We start from the raw sequence: 17932 nt of genomic DNA, 5'->3' as shown, positions 1-17932 counted from the left end.
ACTCAGCGGTCCTTGAATTGCGGCGCGCGCTTGGCGCGGAAGGCTTCGACGCCTTCGCGGTAGTCGTTGGCGTTGCCCATCTCGCGTTGAATGCGGGCTTCTTCGGCGAGTGCGGTGCCCAGGTCCGTGTTCTGCGCGGCGGCCATGGCCTGGCGGGTGGCGACAAGGGCGCGAGTCGGCATGCCGGCCAGCTTCGAGGCGAGTGCCGTGGCTGTTTCAGCCAGCCCCGCGTCGTCCACGCACTGCCAGATCAGGCCGATGCGCGCGGCTTCTTCGGCGGGCAGCTTGTCGCCGAGCATCGCGATGCCGAGCGCGCGCGCCGGGCCCACGAGGCGGGGCAGCAGCCAGGTGCCGCCGGTGTCGGGCACGAGGCCGATCTTGGTGAAGGCCTGGATGAAGCTGGCCGAGCGCGCCGCCACCACGAGGTCGCAGCACAGCGCGAGGTTGGCGCCCGCTCCGGCGGCAACGCCGTTCACGGCTGCGATCACCGGCACCGGCATCGAGCGCAGGCGGGCGACCAGCGGGGCGTAGTACGTGGAGATGACATGGCCCAGGTCCTTGGGCGCGGCACCGGGCGTGGGGTCGGGAGCGACCGACGGATCGGCCAGGTCCTGCCCGGCGCAGAAGGCACGGCCCGTACCGGTGAGCACCACACAGCGCACGGTGTCGTCCTGTGCGGCCAACTCCAGCGCCGCCATCAATTCGGCATGCAGTTCGGTCGTGAAACTGTTGAGCGCCGCAGGGCGGTTGAGGCTCAGCGTGCGGACCGCGCCGGCATTGCTGGTGAGTACCAAAGGATCACTCATGGCTTGTGTCTCTCATCCTGTGTGGGGGCGGATCGGCTCGCAAACACTATTGACCGACCGTTCGGTTGATTTTAGGATCGACCCCAATCAAGGCACAAGCGGGTTTGATTCAGGGAAAACCCTGCGACCCGCAAAAAAGGAGACGGACCCCATGCCCAGCTATTCCATCGACGGTGTGATCCCGGTCGTCGACCCGAGCGCGTACGTGCATCCCACGGCCGTGCTGATCGGCGACGTGATCGTCGGCCCGAACTGTTATGTGGGCCCCTGCGCCAGCCTGCGCGGCGACTTCGGCCGCATCGTGCTGCAGGAGGGCTCGAACGTGCAGGACCACTGCTGCGTGCACGGCTTTCCCGACAACGACACGGTGATCGAGGTCAACGGCCACATCGGGCACGGCGCGATATTGCACAGTTGCATCGTGCGGCGCGATGCGCTGGTGGGCATGAATGCGGTGGTGATGGACGAGGCCGAGATCGGCGAGAAGGCCATCGTCGCGGCCTGCGCCTTCGTGCCGGCCGGCATGAAGGTGCCGGCGCGCTCGCTGGTCGCGGGCATTCCGGCGAAGGTGAAGCGCGAGCTGAGCGAGGACGAGATCGCCTGGAAGCTCGAAGGCACGCAGACCTACCAGGCGCTCACGGTGCGCAGCCTCGCGAGCCTGCATGAAGTGGCGCCGCTCGCCGTGGTCGAGCAAGATCGGCCGCGCCTGCCGGCGACCGATGTGCGCTCTCTCATCGCGACGAAGCGCGGCTGACGACGCCGCTCGCGCTTCGTGCAAGATCGCCCGTTGCCTTTGACCGAACAACCCAGGAACAAGACCCGATGCCGCGTGGAAGATCCGCCACCTACGACGACCAGCGCGAACTGATCCTTGCGCAGGCGGCCCAACTGTTCGCGCGCCGGGGCTATCCCGCCACGTCGATGAACCAGGTGGCCGAGGCCTGCAATCTCTCGAAGGCCACGCTCTATCACTACTACAAGGACAAGAGCAGCCTGTTGATCAGCATTGCCGAGACGCACGTGTCGAAGCTGGCTGCGCTGGTGGCCGAGGAAGAGGCCTCGACCCACACCGACGAGCAGCGCCTGCGCCGCTTCATCTACCGCATCGTCGAGGAATACGCCGGCGCACAGGACGCGCACCGCGTGCTGACCGACGACGTGCGCTTTCTGGAAGAGGCCGACCGCGAGCGCGTGCTCGACAAGGAGCGCGAGGTGGTCGCGGGCTTCGCGCGCGCCGTCTCCGCACTGCGGCCCGGCGCGCCGAGCGACGACCTCGCCAAGCCGCTGACCATGCTGCTGTTCGGCATGATCAACTGGATGTTCACCTGGATGAAGCCCGGCGGAACACTCGACCACGCGGCGATTGCGCCGATCGTGGCCGATCTGTTCCTGGGGGGCATCGGTGCGGTCAAGTCGCCGGACTATGCGGCGATCGAGGCCAATGCCAAGGCCCTTCAGGCTGCCGCAGCAGCAGCCAGGGCCGCTGCCGAATAACGCGTCGCCGGCTTGCCGATCTGCGAGGCGGCGAACAGCTTGCCGCTTGCGTCGATGAAGGTGGCGAGCAGGGCGGCGTCGTTCACCGATGGCAGGGTGATCGCTTCGCCCAGGTCGAGCCCGGCCAGTGCGGCGTCCACGCAATCTTCGGCGGCCATGATGGTGCCTTCGGCCAGTGCCGACATCGGCACGCCCGACAGCTCCCAGATGTCGGTGGCCGTGGCCGCCGGCAACACCAGTTGCACCTTCACGCCGGTGCCCGTCACTTCGTCCTGCAGCCCGCGCGTGAAGGCCACCACGAAGGCCTTGGTGCCGCTGTAGATGCTGCTGATCGGCAGCGTGTGAAAGCCCAGCACCGAACCGACGTTGACCAGGCTGCCACGGTTGCGTGCCTTGAAGGCGGGCAGCACCGCGTGGCTCAGGCGGGCGAGGGCGTGGATGTTCACGTCGAGCATCTGCTGCATCTGGCCGGTGGTGGTCTGCGCGACCGGTGCCAGCGTGGAGGTGCCGGCGTTGTTGACGAGCAGCGTGATCGCGGGGTCGGTGGCAACGACGGCGGCCACGCGTTCGAGGTCGTCGGCTGCGCCCAGATCGGCCACCAGCGTCTGCACCTTCACGCCGTATTCGGCGCGCAGGGTCTTTGCCACTTCTTCCAGCCGGTCGCCGCGACGGGCCACCAGCAGCAGGTCGTGTCCGCGCCGGGCCAGGCGGTCCGCATAAATCTTGCCGAGGCCGGCGGAGGCGCCTGTGACGACGGCGGTGCCGAGGGTTGCGTGTTCGCTCATTTCGTATCCATTCAAAGGTGGTTGGCTTCAAAGCATGATGATCATCATGTTTGAGGTGGCGAAGCATGATGGGTATCATGCTTAACGTCAAGCCAGGTCTTGAAGTACCCCGGAACAGGAAGAGGTCACATGCGATACCCCCCAGCAGAAACCGCCGAAAAGCACCAGAAGATCCTGGACGAGGCCTCGCGCCTGTTCAAGGAACGCGGCTTCGGTGGCGTGAGCGTGAGCGAGATCATGAAAGCCACGGGCCTCACGCACGGGCCCTTCTACAACCACTTCGCCTCGAAAGAGGCGCTGATGGCCGAGTGCATCGACCATGCCTCGGCCGCCGCGCTGGCCCAGATCGACAGCGTGGCCGAAACGCCCGATGGCCTGCTGGCCTACATGCGCGCCTACCTGAGCGCGGACCACCGCGACGATCGCGGCCAGGGCTGCCTGATGGCGGCATTCGCGGAGCAGACGGGGCGCGAGCAGGGCCTGAGCGCATCGGTGACGGCGCACTTCAAGGCCACCATCGAGCGCTTCACGAAGCACTTTCCGTGGCGCACGAAGAAGGCGGCACGCGCCGACGCCATCCTGATGCTCGCCGCCATGCTGGGCGGCGTGGTGATCGCCCGCGCCGTGAACGACAAGGCCCTGTCGGACGAGGTGCTGGACGAGGTGCGCACCGGCCTCGAACGCCTGGCGTCGAAGTCGGCCACGGGCGCCTGAAAGAAGCCTAGAGGATGCGGTTGAACCAGAGCAGCGAGAGCCCCGCCGACAGCAGCGTGAGCACCGCCGCGCAGAGCGCGAACAGCGCCGAGATTTCGGTTTCTTTTTTCTCCACGGTGAGCCGGGTGCTCAGCGTTTCGTAGACCTTCTTCAGGTCGTTCGCGGTGCCGGCGTAGAAGTAGTCGGCCTGCGTCTTCTGTGCGATGGCCTTGAGCGTGTCTTCGTCCAGCCGCACGCGCATCGACCAGCCCTCGAAGCCGATGGTTTCGCCATCGACCGTGCCCACGCCCACCGTGTAGATGCGCACGCCGCGGTCGGCCGCCGCCTTGGCCGCATCGAGCGGATCGACGCCCGTGGTGCGCTGGCCGTCGGTCAGCATGATGATCGCGGCCGAGGTGAACGAGCCGGGCGCGACGGGCGTGAACTCCTTGAGCTTTTTCTCCGTCTGGTCGAGCGGCATGCCGCGCTGGCGGCTCGGTGCGCTGAATTGCTCGACGTCGATGCCGGCATCGGGGAACAGCGTGGCCAGCGACACCACGATGGCGTTGCCCGTGGCCGTGGCGCGCTGCAACTGGAAGCTGTCGATGGCGGTCACGAGGTCGTCGTGGTTGGTGGTGGGCAACTGCGCCACCTGCGCGCTGCCCGCGAAGGCGACGATGCCCACCTTCACGCTGCGCGGCAGGTCCTTGATGAAGCTCTTGGCCGCTTCCTGCGCCGCCACCAGCCGGTTGGGCAGCACGTCGGCCGCGCGCATGCTGCCCGACACGTCCATCGCCAGGATGATGGTCTGCTGGTTCGACGGCAGCACCACCACCGCCATCGGCCGCGCGGCGGCCACCAGCATCGCGGCCATGGCCAGCAGGAACAGCAGGGGCGGGATGTGGCGCCGCACGCTCTGCCCGGTGCCGATGGCTTCGCGCACGATCGACAGGCTGGCATAGCGCACCGCCAGCTTCTTCTTGCGGCGGATCAGCCAGAGGTACAGCAACACCAGCAGCGGCAACGCGGCCAGCAGCCAGAGGAATTGAGGCCAGAGAAAGTTCATGCTGCCACCGCCTTCAGGCCAGCCAGGCCGATGCGCGTGCGGCGCTTGCGCATGTCGGCAAAACGAACGATGGCTTCCACCAGGTCGTCGCTGGTCGAGAGTTCGAGCGCGTCCACGCCGGCCTTGGCGAGCGACGCGCGCAGCGTGGCTTCGCGCTCGGCCGCCAGCCGTGCGAAGCGCTTGCGAAAGCCGGCGTCGTGGGTGTCGACCCAGAGCTGTTCGCCGGTCTCGGCATCGCGCAGCGGCACCAGGCCGAGGTCGGGCAGCTCCAACTCGAGCGGATCGAACAGGCGCACTGCGATCACTTCATGGCGCTGCACCAACTGGCCCAGCGGGCGCTCCCAGCCGGGCTCGCTCAGGAAATCGGACACCACGAACACGGTGGAGCGGCGCGGCATCAGCGCGGCGGCAGACTTCAGCAGTTCGTCGAGGCGGGTCATGCCTTTTTGCGTGGGCGCGGCCTCGGCCTTGCCGGCGCGGCGCTCCATCGCATGCAGCAGGTGCAGCACATGGCGGCGGCCGCTGCGCGGCGGAATCACCGCTTCGAGGTCCTTGCCGTAGACCAGCGCGCCGACGCGGTTGCCGTGCCGCGTGAGCAGGCGCGCCAGTACGCCGACGAAGCCGGCGGAGATTTCGCGCTTGGCCTTCAGGCCCGAGCCGAAGTCGACCGAGCGGCTCAGGTCGAGCACGAACCAGGCGGCCATCTCGCGGTCTTCGGTGAACACGCGCACATGCGGCACCTGCAGCCGCGCGGTGACGTTCCAGTCGATGTGGCGCACATCGTCGTGGTGCTGGTATTCGCGCAGGTCGGCCAGGTCGAGGCCGACGCCGCGCATCAGCGTGCGGTAGTCGCCCTGCAGCAGGCCGTCGAGGCGGCGGATGACGGTCCATTCGAGCCGGCGCAGCGCGCGTTCCGCCCCGCCGGCTTGCGCGGCAAGCCGTTCGTCGTTCGCGGCCGCAGGGGCCTTACGCCACCAGCTTTTCATGTTCGAGAGGCTTTGCAGGAGCGGGGACTGCACGCATGATCTTTTCTACCAGCCCGTCGGGCGTCAGGCCTTCGGACAGACCCTCGTACGACAGCGTCACGCGATGGCGCAGCACGTCGGGCACCAGCGCGATCATGTCTTCGGGCAGCGCGTAGCTGCGGCCGCGCAGCAGTGCCAGGGCGCGCGCGCCTTCGGTCAGGCTGATGCTGGCGCGCGGGCTGGCGCCGAAGGTGATGAAGCGGCGCAGGTCCTTCAGGCCGTGCTTCTCGGGCGTGCGCGTGGCCGAGACCAACTTGACGGCGTACTGGATCAGCGAAGGATCGACATACACGCGCCGCGCCTCGGCCTGCAGCGCGGCGAGCTGGTCGGTGGTGGCGACCGCGTTCACTTCCACGGGCGGGCCGATCACGCGCTGCACGATCACGAACTCTTCTTCGTCGCTCGGGTAGTCGACCATCACCTTCATCATGAAGCGGTCGACCTGCGCCTCGGGCAGCGGATAGGTGCCTTCGGTCTCGATCGGGTTCTGCGTGGCCATCACGAGGAAGGGGCGCGGCACCTTGTGCGTTTCGCCGGCAATGGTGACCTGCCGCTCCTGCATCACTTCGAGCAGCGCGCTCTGCACCTTGGCCGGCGCGCGGTTGATTTCGTCGGCCAGCAGCAGGTTGGCGAACACCGGGCCGAGCGAGGTGCTGAACTCGCCGGTCTTCTGGTTGTAGATGCGCGTGCCCACCAGGTCGGCCGGCACCAGGTCGGGCGTGAACTGGATGCGCTTGAACTGGCCGCGCACGGTATCGGCCAGCGTCTTGATGGTGAGCGTCTTGGCAAGACCCGGCACGCCTTCGACCAGCAGGTGCCCACCCGCGAGCATCGCGACCATCACGCGTTCGAGAAAACGGTCCTGGCCCACGACCACGCGCTTGACCTCATAGAGGATCTGCTCCATCAGTTCGGCGGTGCCGGCGGGCGTGGGGGAGGCGGTCTCTGTGCTCATGCGAAGGGCTTTCGTTGAAATCAGATCAGAACGGTGGCGAACCGGCGGCGGAGGCGGCGTTCTCGATGGGGATCGCGAAGGCGATGCCGATGAAGGTGCGCTGCTGCGTCGGGTTGAGGATGGCGGTGACGATGCCGAGCACTTCGCCGTCCATGTTGATCAGCGGTCCGCCCGAATTGCCAGGGTTGGCGGCGGCATCGAACTGGATCAGGTTGCCCAGCTCCTGCTTGCCCTCGGGCGAGCGGAAGGAACGGTTGAGGCCCGACACCACGCCGGCCGACACCGACGGCCCGATGCCGAACGGAAAGCCCACGGCCGCCACGTTGTCGCCGGGGCGCAGGTCGGCGGTGGAACGCATGGTGGCCGGGATCAGGTCGTCGGGCACCTTCTGGGCCTGCAGCACGGCGAGATCGTTCTCGGGTTGCACGCCGGTGATGGTGGCAATGGCTTCCAGCCCGTCGAAGAAGGTGACCTTGATCTTGTCGGCGCCCGCGACCACGTGCAGGTTGGTGAGGATCACGCCCTTGTCGACGATCACCACGCCCGTGCCCACGCCGCGCTCGACTTCGCCGGGCGGCGAATCGGCGTCCGGCGCCTTGCCCTTGGCGAGGTTGCGGCCGCGCTTTTGCAGCCGGGCCTCGGGGGTGTGCTTCTCTTCGCCATAGCTCACCACCCGCACCACCGAGGGCCGGATGATGTCGGCCGCCTTGGCGGCGGGCGAGGGCAGGGTGTTGGTCTGCAGCGTGCGCAGCACGGCCGCGTCGATGTCCTTTTGGGTGAGGGCCTTGCTGCCCGGGCGCGGAGCCCAGAGGGCGGCGCCGGTGACCAGCGCGGCGCTCAGCACGATCAGCAGTGCGAAGCTGCGGCGGCCCGGTTGCCAGCCCGTCCTTGATGAAGATGCGGTTCGCGCGCCATGGCCTGCCGCGTCAGGCGACGCCGGGGCATCCGCCTGATCGGCCGCTTGTTCTGCGGCCGGCGGCAGCGTGCGGGGCGAACGGCTGTAGAAAGCGGGCCTGCGCATCGGAGAACCTCCGGCAAAAAATCGCGTGAAGGAGTTCACAGTAGCACGCTTTCCGCGCCTGCGCATCCCTTCGGGCATCATCGCGCGATGGCTGCATTTGTCGATACCCACTGCCACCTGGATGCGCCCGAATTCGGTGCCGAGATGCCGGCGATCCGCGCCCGCGCCGCCGAGCGGGGCGTGGCGATGTGCGTGATTCCGGCCGTGGCCGTCTTCAACTTCGCCACCGTGCGCGAGCTGGCCCACGTGCAGGGCGATGCCTACGCGCTGGGCATCCACCCGCTGTGCACCGGCGATGCGAAAGACGCCGACCTGGACGCGCTCGATGCCGAGCTGAGCGCGCGGCGCGACGACCCCCGGCTGGTGGCCGTCGGCGAGATCGGGCTCGACTATTTCGTCGAGGGCCTGGACGGCGACAAGCAGGAGCGCTTCTTTCACACTCAGTTGCAACTGGCACGCAAGCACGGGTTACCCATCCTCATCCACGTGCGGCGTTCGGTCGACAAGGTGCTCAAGCATCTGCGGCAAACGGCGGGCGGCCGACCGTGGCACGGCATCGCGCATGCCTTCAACGGCAGCGAGCAGCAGGCGCAGGCCTGCATCGCGCTCGGGCTGCGGCTGGGCTTCGGCGGCGCGGTGACCTTCGAGCGCGCGCTGCAATTGCGGCGGCTGGCCGCCACGCTGCCGCTCGAATCGATCGTGATGGAGACCGATGCGCCCGACATCCAGCCGCATTGGCTCTACCGCACGCAAGAGCAGCGCGCCGCCGGCCAGCCGCAAGGCCGCAACGAGCCCGGCGAGCTGCCGCGCATCGCCGAAGTGGTGGCCGGCCTGCGGGGCATCGGCATCGAGGAACTGGCCCGGGCCACCACGCGCAATGCGGTCGAAACGCTGCCGAAGCTCGAAAGTCTGATGGCTTTGTCGGAGCGCCCGCCGCAGGCCGCGTAGGTCAACGCCCCGTTCTGCGCCCGTGTGTGCAGATGCTGCAGATTTGCTGTCATCCTTGAGGTTCGCAAGTTCGTTGCTAGTCCAGTGGCAAGCACGTCACTCCAAAACTTCATCCAACATCCAGGAGCCTTTTCATGACCACGTCTTTCATTCGCACCGTGCCTGTTGTCCTCGCCCTGGCGCTCGCCTCCATCGGCGTGTCGGCCGTGGCGCAGACCTCCGCGCCCGCGCCGGCACCGGCTGCGGCGCCCGCAGCGGCCGAACCCAGCACCACCGAAAAGGTGAAGGAAGCCGGCAAGGACGCAGTCGACGCGACCAAGCGCACCACCAAGAAGGCCGTTGCCGCCACCGAACGCGGCACCAAGAAGGCATGGGACGCGACCAAGCGCACCACCAAGAAGGCCACCAAGGCCACCAAGCACGCTGCAGCCAAGACCGGCGAAGCCGTTGAAAACGCCGGCCACAAGACGGCCGACGGCATGCGCAGCACCGGCAAGGCCATCGGCGAGAAGATCCCCGGCACGGCCGAGAACGAAGCCGCCAAGAAGTAAGTTGGCACCCCGGGCTTAGGCCTGAACGAAAGAACCCGCCGCGGCGGGTTTTTTTGTGAGCGCTCGCTCTTTCAGGCGAAGAGCTGCTACTGGCGGGAGAGGCGCTGTTTCTCGATAGCAGCGTTGCCTTCCTTCATCGCACGCTCGGCCTCTTCGCGCGCCTGTGCCTTTGCGATGGCATCCTTGTATTTCTGCGCCCTCGCGGCTGCCCAGCCAACGACCAGCGTGAGCAGCCCGACGATGGGCTCAAGGAAAGCGCTCTTCGAGCCGCCCTGCAAGCCATCGATCATCCACCAGACCAAGAGTACGGCAACCGCAACAGACCCGGTTGCCAGCAAGCCGACGACCGTGCGCGAAAGTCCACCGCCGGTCTCATCGCCCTCGATGGCCCGGCTCCGGTCTTCCAGTTTCTCCACCCGCTTTCTGTCGTTCGCCGATTCGACGAACAAGGCGCTGCTTACTCGTTCGTAGATCAGGAAGTCCTTGAGCATGCGGGCCAGCACATGGTCTGCAATTTCTTCCGGACCATCGAAGTGTCCCCAGATGATGCGGGATTTCTTTCGCCGAACCACCTCGGATTCGAACGGATAGAACAGCACGATCACGCTTCCCAGCGGGCCTTGCGACATGACGAGCGTGCAGCCCGATTCCAGGCTCCGTTCGCCCTTCGTATTGCCAACAGGATGCTGGCCGCAGAAGAGTTGAATCGTTCGGCGCGCGTCGATCCGGCTGATGTACATCCATTCGAACCAGCCGACCCGATTGGCATGCTCGCGCACGGCCCGGAAGTTGAGCGTGATCTTGTCCGCCAGGATTTCCCAGCTGACGTTCCGGTAGAAAAGCTGGCGTCCGGCTGCATGGTTTTCGGCCTGCTGCTTCTCAAGCGTGTTCGCGTGGAGAGTGTCCTGCTCTCCTGAAAGGGCGAAGCAGATTGTCTTGTTCGAATCATCGTCGCGCGAGTTCATCGGAGAAGTCTATCCCCGGCATTCCTTGGCTCGAAGAAGGTGAAGGGCGGAAGGTGCGCGCCGACAGTGCCAAGATACCGCCCATGAATCCATCCGCCGCACCCGCCGCCGCGAGCACTGTGCTCACGGGGCTCGCGCCCATCGTCTCGCCCGCCACCGTCGTGCTGATCCTCGGCAGCTTCCCCGGGGTCAAGTCGCTCGCGCAGCAGCAGTACTATGCACACCCCCAAAACCAGTTCTGGAAGATCTTGCAAGCCGTCTGGCCCGACAACCCTCTCCCCTCGGGCGTAGACAGCTACGGCAAGCGCTGCGGCTGGCTGCTCGATCGCGGGCTGGGCGTGTGGGACGTGTACGGCGCCTGCGAGCGCGAGGGCAGCCTCGATTCGGCCATCCGCGCGCCGGTGGCGAACGACATCGCCGGCCTTCATCTGCCCCGGCTCGCGGCCATTGCGCACAACGGCGGCGAGAGCTTCAAGCACGCGCGCCACACGCGCACCCTGGGCGTGCCGGTCTATCCGCTGCCTTCCACCAGTCCCGCCAATGCGTCATGGAGTTTCGAGCGCAAGCTCGCGGCCTGGCGCGAGGTCTTCGTCGCCCACCACCTTCTCTGATGGCATCGAGCAAAACACCCGTTCTTCTTCCCGAAGTCAATTTTTCCGACTGGGGCGACATCCGCTACCTGCACCTGGGCACCGAATGGGTCCAGGGCTCGATGAAGCTCGATGCGCCGTTCGAGATCGAACTCGAATACGTGCAGCGTATGATGGCCTGGCTGCTGTTCGTCGACGGCAAGACCGTGGCCAGCCGACATGCGATGCAGCTCGGCCTCGGTGCGGCCACGCTCACCAAGTTCAGCCGCAAGACGCTGCGCATGCGCACCACCGCGGTTGAACTCAATCCGCAGGTGGTGTCGGCCTGCCGCGGCTGGTTCAAGCTGCCGGCCGACGACCTGAAGCTGCGCGTGGTCATCGCCGATGCGGCGCTCGAAGTCCGCAAGCCCGAATGGCACGGCACGGTCGATGCGCTGCAGGTCGACCTGTACGACCACGAGGCCGCCGCGCCGGTGCTCGACAGTGAAGACTTCTATGCCGACTGCCGCGCGCTGCTCACGGAAGACGGCTGCATGACGGTCAACCTCTTCGGTCGTTCGTCGAGCTACGAACGCAGCCTCGAAAAAATCGCGGCCGCTTTTGGTGCCGATGCCGTCTGGGCCTTCAAGCCGACGCGCGAAGGCAACACGGTGGTGCTGGCCCAGCGCACACCCAGCCGCCCGAAGCGCGAGGTGCTTGCCGAGCGCGCGCAAACGATCCAGACTCGCTGGGACTTGCCCGCGCCCAAGTGGTTGCGGGTGTTCAAGCCGCTGACTCTTTCCATCACCTGACCTTCCGGCCCATGAGCGCTGTTCCTGCTGCTTCCGCCCCCGTTCCCCTGGCCGCCCGCCATGAAGGCCCGCTCGACCTGCGCCGCCTGATCGAATGGCTGGCCACCGATGGCGTCATTTCTCCGGTCGAGGCCAAGCGCACCATCGCGCGCTGCGCGCAGGCCGAAAGCCGGCAGGCACCGCTGGTGCGCCTGGCCAACGTGGCGATGACCCGCGAGAGCGACAACAAGCCGCTCGACCTGGAAATGCTCACGCAATGGCTGGCGGGCCGCGCCGGCCTGAGCTACCTGCGCATCGACCCACTCAAGGTCGACGTGGGCAAGGTGGCCGACACCATGAGCGCGGCCTATGCCGAGCGCCACAAGGTGCTGCCGGTGCAGGTGCTGCCCAACGAAGTGGTGGTGGCCACGGCCGAGCCCTTCCTCACCGACTGGATTTCCGAGGTCGAGCGCCAGTCCAAGCGCACGGTGCGGCGCGTGGTGGCCAACCCGGCCGACATCCAGCGCTACACGGCCGAGTTCTTCGCGCTCGCGAAGTCGGTGCGCGCCGCGCAGAAGGCCGGCGGCAACACCGGCGGCGCGAGCTTCGAGCAACTGGTGGAGCTGGGCAAGAGCAACAAGCAGCTCGACGCCAACGACCAGAGCGTGGTGCAGGTGGTCGACTGGCTGTGGCAATACGCCTTCGACCAGCGCGCCAGCGACATCCACCTGGAGCCGCGCCGCGAGCAGGGCGTGATCCGCTTTCGCATCGACGGCATCCTGCATCCGGCGTATCAGATGCCGATGGGCGTGATGAACGCGATGGTCGCGCGCATCAAGCTGCTGGGCCGCATGGACGTGGTTGAAAAACGCCGTCCGCTCGACGGCCGCATCAAGACCCGCAACATGCGCGGCGACGAAGTCGAAATGCGCCTGTCGACCTTGCCGACCGCCTTCGGCGAGAAGATGGTGATGCGGATCTTCGACCCCGACACGGCAGTGAAAGACCTCGACGCGCTGGGCTTCGCGCAGCACGACGCGCACCGCTGGGAGCAGCTCGTCACGCGGCCCAACGGCATCATCCTGGTGACCGGGCCGACCGGCTCGGGCAAGACCACCACGCTGTACTCCACGCTCAAGCGCGTGGCGACCGAAGAGGTCAACGTGAGCACGGTGGAAGACCCGATCGAAATGATCGAGCCCTCGTTCAACCAGACGCAGGTGCAGCCGCAGCTGGACTTCGGCTTCATCGAAGGCCTGCGCGCGCTGATGCGGCAGGACCCGGACATCATCATGGTCGGCGAAATCCGCGACCTCGCCACCGCCGAAATGGCGGTGCAGGCGGCGTTGACCGGTCACCTCGTGTTCAGCACGCTGCACACCAACGACGCACCGAGCGCCATCACGCGGATGATGGAACTGGGCGTGCCGTCGTACCTCATCACGGCCGTGATGCTGGGCGTGCTCGCGCAGCGGCTGGTGCGCACGCTGTGCCCGCATTGCAAGCAGCCCGACGACACGGTCACGCGCGAAAGCCTCGAAGCCATCGTCAAGCCGTGGCAGATCACCGGCTCGGTGCGCGCCTACAAGCCGGTCGGTTGCGTCGACTGCCGCATGACCGGCTACATGGGCCGCATGGGCCTGTATGAACTGCTGAGCGTGACCGAGCCCTTCAAGGACCAGGTCACCAAGGAGCCCAACCTGACCGGGCTGCGGCGCCAGGCGGTGATCGACGGCATGCGGCCGCTGCGTCTGGCTGGCGCATTGCGCGTGGCCGAAGGCGTGACGACCATCGAAGAAGTGCTGAGCGCGACGCCGCCGCTCGAATAAGCTCTCACCCTCCGCGAAAGTGGAGAGGCTGGAGGTGTTGGAGATGTGGCCTTTCGGGTTATCCCTAGGTCTTTCGTTAGTGGAATCCACATCAGCCTGACCACCGCCTGACCGGACAATCCCGCATCGAAATTGTTCGAGGAGACTGTTCGTGAAGATCAAAAGTCAGAAAGACTTTTTCTCGGGTCTGATGTTCACCATCGTGGGCGTCGGATTCGCATGGGGTGCCACCACCTACAGCGTGGGCAGCGGTGCCCGCATGGGGCCGGGTTACTTTCCGTTGATGCTCGGCATCCTGATGGCCCTCATTGGCCTCGGGATCATGTTCAGCGGGCTCACCGTTGAAACCACCGACGGCGAAAAAATCGGCAAGTGGGCCTGGAAGCAGGTGGTGTTCATTCTTGGCGCCAACCTTGCCTTCGGCGTGCTGCTCGGCGGCCTGCCGAGCATCGGCGTGCCGGCCATGGGCATGATCATTGCCATCTACGCGCTGGTGATCATCGGCAGCCTTGCGGGCAGCGAGTTCGATCTCAAGAAAGTACTGGTCCTTGCGACCGTGCTGGCCGTTGGCAGCTATGTCGCATTCATCTGGGCGCTGAAGCTCCAGATCCAGGTCTGGCCGACCTTCATCACCGGTTGAGAAGAAAGCTGCTCACATCATGGAATTGGTTGAACACCTCTCGATGGGTTTTGGCGTTGCCTTTACCTTCACCAACCTGCTGTACTGCCTGGTCGGTTGCATTCTTGGCACGCTGATCGGCGTGCTCCCGGGCATCGGCCCGGTCGCGACCATCGCGATGCTGCTGCCCGCCACGTACGCACTGCCGCCCGTGTCGGCGCTGATCATGCTGGCCGGTATTTATTACGGCGCGCAATACGGCGGCTCCACCACCGCAATTCTGGTCAACCTGCCGGGCGAATCGTCGTCGGTGGTGACCGTGATCGACGGCTACCAGATGGCGCGCAAGGGCCGTGCAGGTCCGGCACTCGCCGCTGCAGGCCTGGGCTCGTTCTTCGCAGGTTGCGTCGGCACGCTGATCCTGGCCGCCTTCGCACCGCCGCTGACCGAGCTGGCCTTCAAGTTCGGCCCGGCCGAATACTTCTCGCTGATGATCCTGGGCCTGATCGGCGCCGTGGTGCTGGCTTCGGGCTCGCTGCTCAAGGCCATCGCGATGATCGTGCTGGGCCTGCTGCTGGGTCTGGTCGGTACCGACGTGAACTCGGGTGTGGCTCGCTACAGCTTCGACATTCCCGAACTTACCGACGGCATCGGCTTCGTGGCCATCGCCATGGGCGTGTTCGGCTACGGCGAAATCATTGCCAACCTCTCGCGTCCGGACGACGAACGCGAAGTGTTCACCGCCAAGGTCTCGGGCCTGTTCCCGACCAAGGAAGACTTCAAGCGCATGATCCCCGCCGTGCTGCGTGGCACGGCGCTGGGTTCGGCCCTGGGCATCCTGCCGGGCGGCGGCGCATTGCTGGCGGCTTTCGCGGCCTACACGATCGAGAAGAAGACCAAGCTGAAGCCGGGCGAAGTGCCCTTCGGCAAGGGCAACATCCGCGGCGTGGCAGCTCCCGAGTCGGCCAACAATGCGGGCGCGCAAACCTCCTTCATCCCGCTGCTGACGCTGGGCATTCCGCCCAACGCGGTGATGGCGCTGATGGTGGGTGCCATGACGATCCACAACATCCAGCCGGGCCCGCAGGTGATGACCAGCAACCCGGAACTGTTCTGGGGCCTGATCGCCTCGATGTGGATCGGCAATGCGATGCTGATCATCCTGAACCTGCCGCTGATCGGCATGTGGATCAAGCTGCTGTCGGTGCCGTACAAGTACCTGTTCCCGGCGATCGTGCTGTTCTGTGCGATCGGCGTGTACTCGACCAACAACAACACCTTCGACGTGTGGATGGTCGGCATCTTCGGTCTGGTGGGCTACACCTTCTTCAAGCTGGGTTGCGAGCCTGCGCCGTTGCTGCTGGGCTTCATCCTGGGGCCGATGATGGAAGAGAACCTGCGCCGCTCGCTGCTGCTGTCGCGTGGCGACTGGAGCGTGTTCGTGACGCGTCCGATCTCTGCCAGCCTGTTGGCCGCCGCTGCGCTGCTGCTGATCATCGTGCTGCTGCCGGCTGTGAAGTCGAAGCGCGAGGAAGCCTTCGTCGAGGAATAAGCGGGGGCGGCTTTGTCCCCTTCCTGCAAAAAGACGGCACCTTCGGGTGCCGTTTTTTTTGTGCGCGGAAGTTGAACAGGTTCATTCGGGGCGAGTGCGAATGACACCAGGAGCTCCCCTCCGCGAATGTCCCCCGCTTCGCTCCTCCTTTATTTCGCTGCGGGGAGCACCTGGTGCCATTCGCACATGGGCACGCTGCTGGTGATCGCCGCCCCGAACAACGGCAGCACCAGAGCAACAACGCGGCAAACCAAAAGACCTAAGGCTTGCTGCCCCGAGGCGGTTTCATGTGCTGCCTTGCCATCGCCAGAAAGGCCATGGCCGCCGGGCTGAGCGGATGCTTGGCCAGCCGGATGGCGACGACCGGGTATTCCAGCGTTGGGCGCGTCACGGCCACCGCGCGCAGGTTGTTGGGCATCAGCACTTCCACATACCGGGGCAGCAACGCCACACCCGCTCCCGCCTGGATCAGGCCGAACGCCGTGGACAGCATCGACACGTGATGCACCACGCGCGGGTACACGTTGGCCACGCTCGACAACTGGCGGCTCACGGCGCGCCATACGTTGGCATCGGGGTTCACGTGAATGAACGGCAGCGCCTCCAGGTGCCTGGCATCGACCACCACGCGCTGTGCCAAGGGGTGGTCGTCCCGCACGAAGAGCGCCATGCGCTCGGTGAACAGCGGCTCGGTCGCCAGCTCCGAATGCTTCTGTCCGATGTCCGAGCCGAAGCCCAGGTCGGCCTCTTGCGAGAGGATGCGCGAAATCATCTGCTCCGCCGTGCTGTCGAGCAGCGTGGCTGCCAGCGTCGGGTGCTTTTGCGAAAAGCGGCCCAGCACCGGCGGCAGCAGCGCGCCCGCCGTCAGGTGGCCGACGGCCAGCACCACGCGGCCTTCGCGCAGTTGCGACTGCGAGCGGCAGGCGCCCACGGATTCATCGATCAGGCGCAGCGCGCGCACGGCCGTTTCGACCATCACCTGCCCGGCGCTCGTCAATTGGATGCGGCGACCGCGCACCACCAGCGGCTGCCCCAGCTCTTCCTCCATGCGCTTGATCAGGTGGCTGATGGCCGGCTGGGTGAGCTGCAGGGCTTCCGCCGCCAGCGTGAAGCTGCCCGATTCGGCGACCGCCGCCAGCGCCCGAAGCTGCTGCAGCGAGACCTCTTCCGTGGCGTTCTTTGTCATAAGCCGCGCTCATAGTTGAATAAGTGGAATTATCTGGCTTGATGCGCGGGGGCTGCATAGCATGCAAGGTTTCTCCACGGGGACAGAATCCAGCACCATGAAAAGAATCCAGTTCCTCCAAGGGCTTGCCATTGCGTTGTGCGTGGCCACGTCGACCGCCAGCATGGCGCAGGGCTACCCCAACAAGCCCATCCGGCTGATCGTGCCGTTCCCCGCAGCCGGCGCCACCGACCTCTTTGCCCGCACGCTGGGCCAGAAGATGGGCGAGAAGCTCGGCACCACGCTCGTCATCGACAACAAGCCCGGTGCCGGCGGCGCCATCGGCTCCGACCAGGCGGCCAAGGCCGCGCCCGATGGCTACACGCTGCTGCTGGCAACCACCAGCACGCACGCCATCGGCCCGGCCATCAACAAGCTGCCCTACGACACGGTGCGCGACTTCACGCCCATCGCGCATGTGGGCGATGCGGCCAGCATCATGTTGGTGCCCGTGAACTCGCCCGCCAAGACGGTGCGCGAGTGGATCGACTACGCGAAGAAGAACCCCGGCAAGCTCAACTACGCGTCGAGCGGCAACGGCACCATCGTGCAGCTCACGGCCGAGCTGTTCAAGGCGCAGGCTGGCGTGTTCGTCACGCACATTCCCTACAAGGGCACGGCGCTGGCCATTCCCGACCTGATCAGCGGCAAGGTCGACGTGCTGTTCGACTCGCTGCCCACCGGCATGCCGCACGTGCGCGACGGCCGCCTGCGCGCGCTGGGCGTGACCTCGCTCAAGCGCAGCCCGCTGGCACCCGAGCTGCCGCCCATCGCTGACACGCTGCCGGGCTACGAGTCGAACACCTGGTTCGGTTTCTACGGCCCGAAGAACCTGCCGGCCGACATCGTCGCGCGCATCAACAAGGCCGCGAATGAAGCACTGGCCGATCCCGAGGTGAAGGAAAAGCTCGCGCGCCTGGGCATCGAGCCCGCGACGCCGGGCACGCCCGACCAGTTCGCCAAGCTGGTGGCGGTCGACGCCGCCAAGTGGAAAAAGATCGTGGTCGACCGCAAGATCACCAACGAATGAATAAAGAA

Annotated in this window: 19 protein-coding genes; 11 read left to right on the top strand and 8 right to left on the bottom strand. The window is 66.2% G+C overall.

Translation table 11 applies throughout. The annotated features are described in order from the left end of the window. Positions 1-2: 2 nt before the first annotated feature. Entirely contained in the window at positions 3-806 is an 804-nt protein-coding gene (locus ACSFB7_RS26370; protein ID WP_435475299.1) for an enoyl-CoA hydratase-related protein, read from the bottom strand. 151 nt (positions 807-957) lie between these two features. On the opposite strand from ACSFB7_RS26370, the gene ACSFB7_RS26365 reads away from it, so the two are divergent. Next, the gene (locus ACSFB7_RS26365; RefSeq protein WP_435475298.1) at positions 958-1560 is read left to right on the top strand and encodes a phenylacetic acid degradation protein PaaY; all 603 of its coding nucleotides are present in this window, start codon (positions 958-960) and stop codon (positions 1558-1560) included. 68 nt (positions 1561-1628) lie between these two features. Beyond that, positions 1629-2300, top strand: a complete 672-nt coding sequence (locus ACSFB7_RS26360; RefSeq protein WP_435475297.1) for a TetR/AcrR family transcriptional regulator — start codon at positions 1629-1631, stop codon at positions 2298-2300. On the opposite strand, the gene ACSFB7_RS26355 is transcribed toward ACSFB7_RS26360, so the two are convergent. Next, positions 2261-3085 carry an SDR family NAD(P)-dependent oxidoreductase gene (locus tag ACSFB7_RS26355; RefSeq protein ID WP_435475296.1) on the bottom strand — a complete coding sequence of 275 codons (825 nt, stop codon included), beginning with the start codon at positions 3083-3085 and terminating at the stop codon, positions 2261-2263. The two genes, ACSFB7_RS26360 and ACSFB7_RS26355, sit on opposite strands and share 40 nt — an antisense overlap. A 129-nt stretch (positions 3086-3214) precedes the next feature. On the opposite strand from ACSFB7_RS26355, the gene ACSFB7_RS26350 reads away from it, so the two are divergent. Beyond that, positions 3215-3799 (top strand): TetR/AcrR family transcriptional regulator, encoded by a 585-nt coding sequence (locus ACSFB7_RS26350; RefSeq protein ID WP_435475295.1) that lies wholly within the window; start codon positions 3215-3217, stop codon positions 3797-3799. Positions 3800-3806: 7 nt separating this feature from the next. Here the strand turns inward: ACSFB7_RS26350 and ACSFB7_RS26345 are convergent, their stop codons facing one another. From ACSFB7_RS26345 to ACSFB7_RS26330, 4 genes are read right to left on the bottom strand one after another with little or no spacing between them, the layout of a single operon-like run. After that, entirely contained in the window at positions 3807-4844 is a 1038-nt protein-coding gene (locus tag ACSFB7_RS26345) for a VWA domain-containing protein (protein ID WP_435475294.1), read from the bottom strand. After that, positions 4841-5830, bottom strand: coding sequence for a DUF58 domain-containing protein (locus ACSFB7_RS26340; RefSeq protein WP_435475460.1), 990 nt, complete (start codon positions 5828-5830; stop codon positions 4841-4843). Before ACSFB7_RS26340 ends, ACSFB7_RS26345 begins: the two co-directional genes overlap by 4 nt. Continuing rightward, positions 5811-6824, bottom strand: coding sequence for an AAA family ATPase (locus ACSFB7_RS26335; protein WP_435475293.1), 1014 nt, complete (start codon positions 6822-6824; stop codon positions 5811-5813). The genes ACSFB7_RS26340 and ACSFB7_RS26335 overlap by 20 nt, the downstream gene beginning before the upstream one ends. Before the next feature lie 25 nt (positions 6825-6849). Next, the gene (locus tag ACSFB7_RS26330; RefSeq protein WP_435475292.1) at positions 6850-7845 is read right to left on the bottom strand and encodes a S1C family serine protease; all 996 of its coding nucleotides are present in this window, start codon (positions 7843-7845) and stop codon (positions 6850-6852) included. An 87-nt stretch (positions 7846-7932) separates the two neighbouring features. On the opposite strand from ACSFB7_RS26330, the gene ACSFB7_RS26325 reads away from it, so the two are divergent. Continuing rightward, positions 7933-8793 carry a TatD family hydrolase gene (locus ACSFB7_RS26325; protein ID WP_435475291.1) on the top strand — a complete coding sequence of 287 codons (861 nt, stop codon included), beginning with the start codon at positions 7933-7935 and terminating at the stop codon, positions 8791-8793. Between the two features lie 134 nt (positions 8794-8927). Next, positions 8928-9344, top strand: a complete 417-nt coding sequence (locus ACSFB7_RS26320) for a hypothetical protein (protein WP_435475290.1) — start codon at positions 8928-8930, stop codon at positions 9342-9344. Positions 9345-9430: 86 nt separating this feature from the next. On the opposite strand, the gene ACSFB7_RS26315 is transcribed toward ACSFB7_RS26320, so the two are convergent. Then, positions 9431-10309 carry a hypothetical protein gene (locus ACSFB7_RS26315; protein ID WP_435475289.1) on the bottom strand — a complete coding sequence of 293 codons (879 nt, stop codon included), beginning with the start codon at positions 10307-10309 and terminating at the stop codon, positions 9431-9433. Between the two features lie 83 nt (positions 10310-10392). On the opposite strand from ACSFB7_RS26315, the gene ACSFB7_RS26310 reads away from it, so the two are divergent. From ACSFB7_RS26310 to ACSFB7_RS26290, 5 genes are all read left to right on the top strand, one after another. After that, on the top strand, positions 10393-10920 hold the full coding sequence (locus ACSFB7_RS26310; RefSeq protein ID WP_435475288.1) for a DNA-deoxyinosine glycosylase: 528 nt from the start codon (positions 10393-10395) through the stop codon (positions 10918-10920). Beyond that, complete coding sequence (locus tag ACSFB7_RS26305) at positions 10920-11690, top strand: class I SAM-dependent methyltransferase (RefSeq protein WP_435475287.1); 771 nt, start codon at positions 10920-10922, stop codon at positions 11688-11690. The genes ACSFB7_RS26310 and ACSFB7_RS26305 overlap by 1 nt, the downstream gene beginning before the upstream one ends. A gap of 11 nt (positions 11691-11701) precedes the next feature. Continuing rightward, the gene (gene tfpB, locus ACSFB7_RS26300; protein ID WP_435475286.1) at positions 11702-13498 is read left to right on the top strand and encodes a type IV pilus assembly ATPase TfpB; all 1797 of its coding nucleotides are present in this window, start codon (positions 11702-11704) and stop codon (positions 13496-13498) included. A gap of 151 nt (positions 13499-13649) precedes the next feature. Next, a complete protein-coding gene (locus ACSFB7_RS26295; RefSeq protein ID WP_435475285.1) occupies positions 13650-14138 on the top strand; it encodes a tripartite tricarboxylate transporter TctB family protein in 489 nt (162 codons plus the stop codon). 19 nt (positions 14139-14157) lie between these two features. Continuing rightward, positions 14158-15669, top strand: a complete 1512-nt coding sequence (locus ACSFB7_RS26290; protein WP_187108151.1) for a tripartite tricarboxylate transporter permease — start codon at positions 14158-14160, stop codon at positions 15667-15669. Positions 15670-15928: 259 nt separating this feature from the next. On the opposite strand, the gene ACSFB7_RS26285 is transcribed toward ACSFB7_RS26290, so the two are convergent. Further along, positions 15929-16855, bottom strand: coding sequence for a LysR family transcriptional regulator (locus ACSFB7_RS26285; protein ID WP_435475284.1), 927 nt, complete (start codon positions 16853-16855; stop codon positions 15929-15931). Positions 16856-16952: 97 nt separating this feature from the next. On the opposite strand from ACSFB7_RS26285, the gene ACSFB7_RS26280 reads away from it, so the two are divergent. After that, positions 16953-17924, top strand: coding sequence for a Bug family tripartite tricarboxylate transporter substrate binding protein (locus tag ACSFB7_RS26280; RefSeq protein WP_435475283.1), 972 nt, complete (start codon positions 16953-16955; stop codon positions 17922-17924). Positions 17925-17932 lie beyond the last annotated feature (8 nt).

This window comes from Variovorax raffinosi (assembly GCF_051216615.1).
Taxonomy (GTDB): domain Bacteria; phylum Pseudomonadota; class Gammaproteobacteria; order Burkholderiales; family Burkholderiaceae_C; genus Variovorax.
The sequence above is the reverse complement of the archived record's forward strand: the minus strand, read 5'-3'. Positions and strand labels throughout refer to the sequence as shown.

Excerpts from the sequence above, each read along its gene's own strand:
- ACSFB7_RS26370 (WP_435475299.1), bottom strand. The coding sequence starts at position 806 with ATGAGTGATCCTTTGGTACTCACCAGCAATGCCGGCGCGGTCCGCACG.
- ACSFB7_RS26365 (WP_435475298.1), top strand. The coding sequence starts at position 958 with ATGCCCAGCTATTCCATCGACGGTGTGATCCCGGTCGTCGACCCGAGC.
- ACSFB7_RS26360 (WP_435475297.1), top strand. The coding sequence starts at position 1,629 with ATGCCGCGTGGAAGATCCGCCACCTACGACGACCAGCGCGAACTGATC.
- ACSFB7_RS26355 (WP_435475296.1), bottom strand. The coding sequence starts at position 3,085 with ATGAGCGAACACGCAACCCTCGGCACCGCCGTCGTCACAGGCGCCTCC.
- ACSFB7_RS26350 (WP_435475295.1), top strand. The coding sequence starts at position 3,215 with ATGCGATACCCCCCAGCAGAAACCGCCGAAAAGCACCAGAAGATCCTG.
- ACSFB7_RS26345 (WP_435475294.1), bottom strand. The coding sequence starts at position 4,844 with ATGAACTTTCTCTGGCCTCAATTCCTCTGGCTGCTGGCCGCGTTGCCG.
- ACSFB7_RS26340 (WP_435475460.1), bottom strand. The coding sequence starts at position 5,830 with ATGAAAAGCTGGTGGCGTAAGGCCCCTGCGGCCGCGAACGACGAACGG.
- ACSFB7_RS26335 (WP_435475293.1), bottom strand. The coding sequence starts at position 6,824 with ATGAGCACAGAGACCGCCTCCCCCACGCCCGCCGGCACCGCCGAACTG.
- ACSFB7_RS26330 (WP_435475292.1), bottom strand. The coding sequence starts at position 7,845 with ATGCGCAGGCCCGCTTTCTACAGCCGTTCGCCCCGCACGCTGCCGCCG.
- ACSFB7_RS26325 (WP_435475291.1), top strand. The coding sequence starts at position 7,933 with ATGGCTGCATTTGTCGATACCCACTGCCACCTGGATGCGCCCGAATTC.
- ACSFB7_RS26320 (WP_435475290.1), top strand. The coding sequence starts at position 8,928 with ATGACCACGTCTTTCATTCGCACCGTGCCTGTTGTCCTCGCCCTGGCG.
- ACSFB7_RS26315 (WP_435475289.1), bottom strand. The coding sequence starts at position 10,309 with ATGAACTCGCGCGACGATGATTCGAACAAGACAATCTGCTTCGCCCTT.
- ACSFB7_RS26310 (WP_435475288.1), top strand. The coding sequence starts at position 10,393 with ATGAATCCATCCGCCGCACCCGCCGCCGCGAGCACTGTGCTCACGGGG.
- ACSFB7_RS26305 (WP_435475287.1), top strand. The coding sequence starts at position 10,920 with ATGGCATCGAGCAAAACACCCGTTCTTCTTCCCGAAGTCAATTTTTCC.
- tfpB (WP_435475286.1), top strand. The coding sequence starts at position 11,702 with ATGAGCGCTGTTCCTGCTGCTTCCGCCCCCGTTCCCCTGGCCGCCCGC.
- ACSFB7_RS26290 (WP_187108151.1), top strand. The coding sequence starts at position 14,158 with ATGGAATTGGTTGAACACCTCTCGATGGGTTTTGGCGTTGCCTTTACC.
- ACSFB7_RS26285 (WP_435475284.1), bottom strand. The coding sequence starts at position 16,855 with ATGACAAAGAACGCCACGGAAGAGGTCTCGCTGCAGCAGCTTCGGGCG.
- ACSFB7_RS26280 (WP_435475283.1), top strand. The coding sequence starts at position 16,953 with ATGAAAAGAATCCAGTTCCTCCAAGGGCTTGCCATTGCGTTGTGCGTG.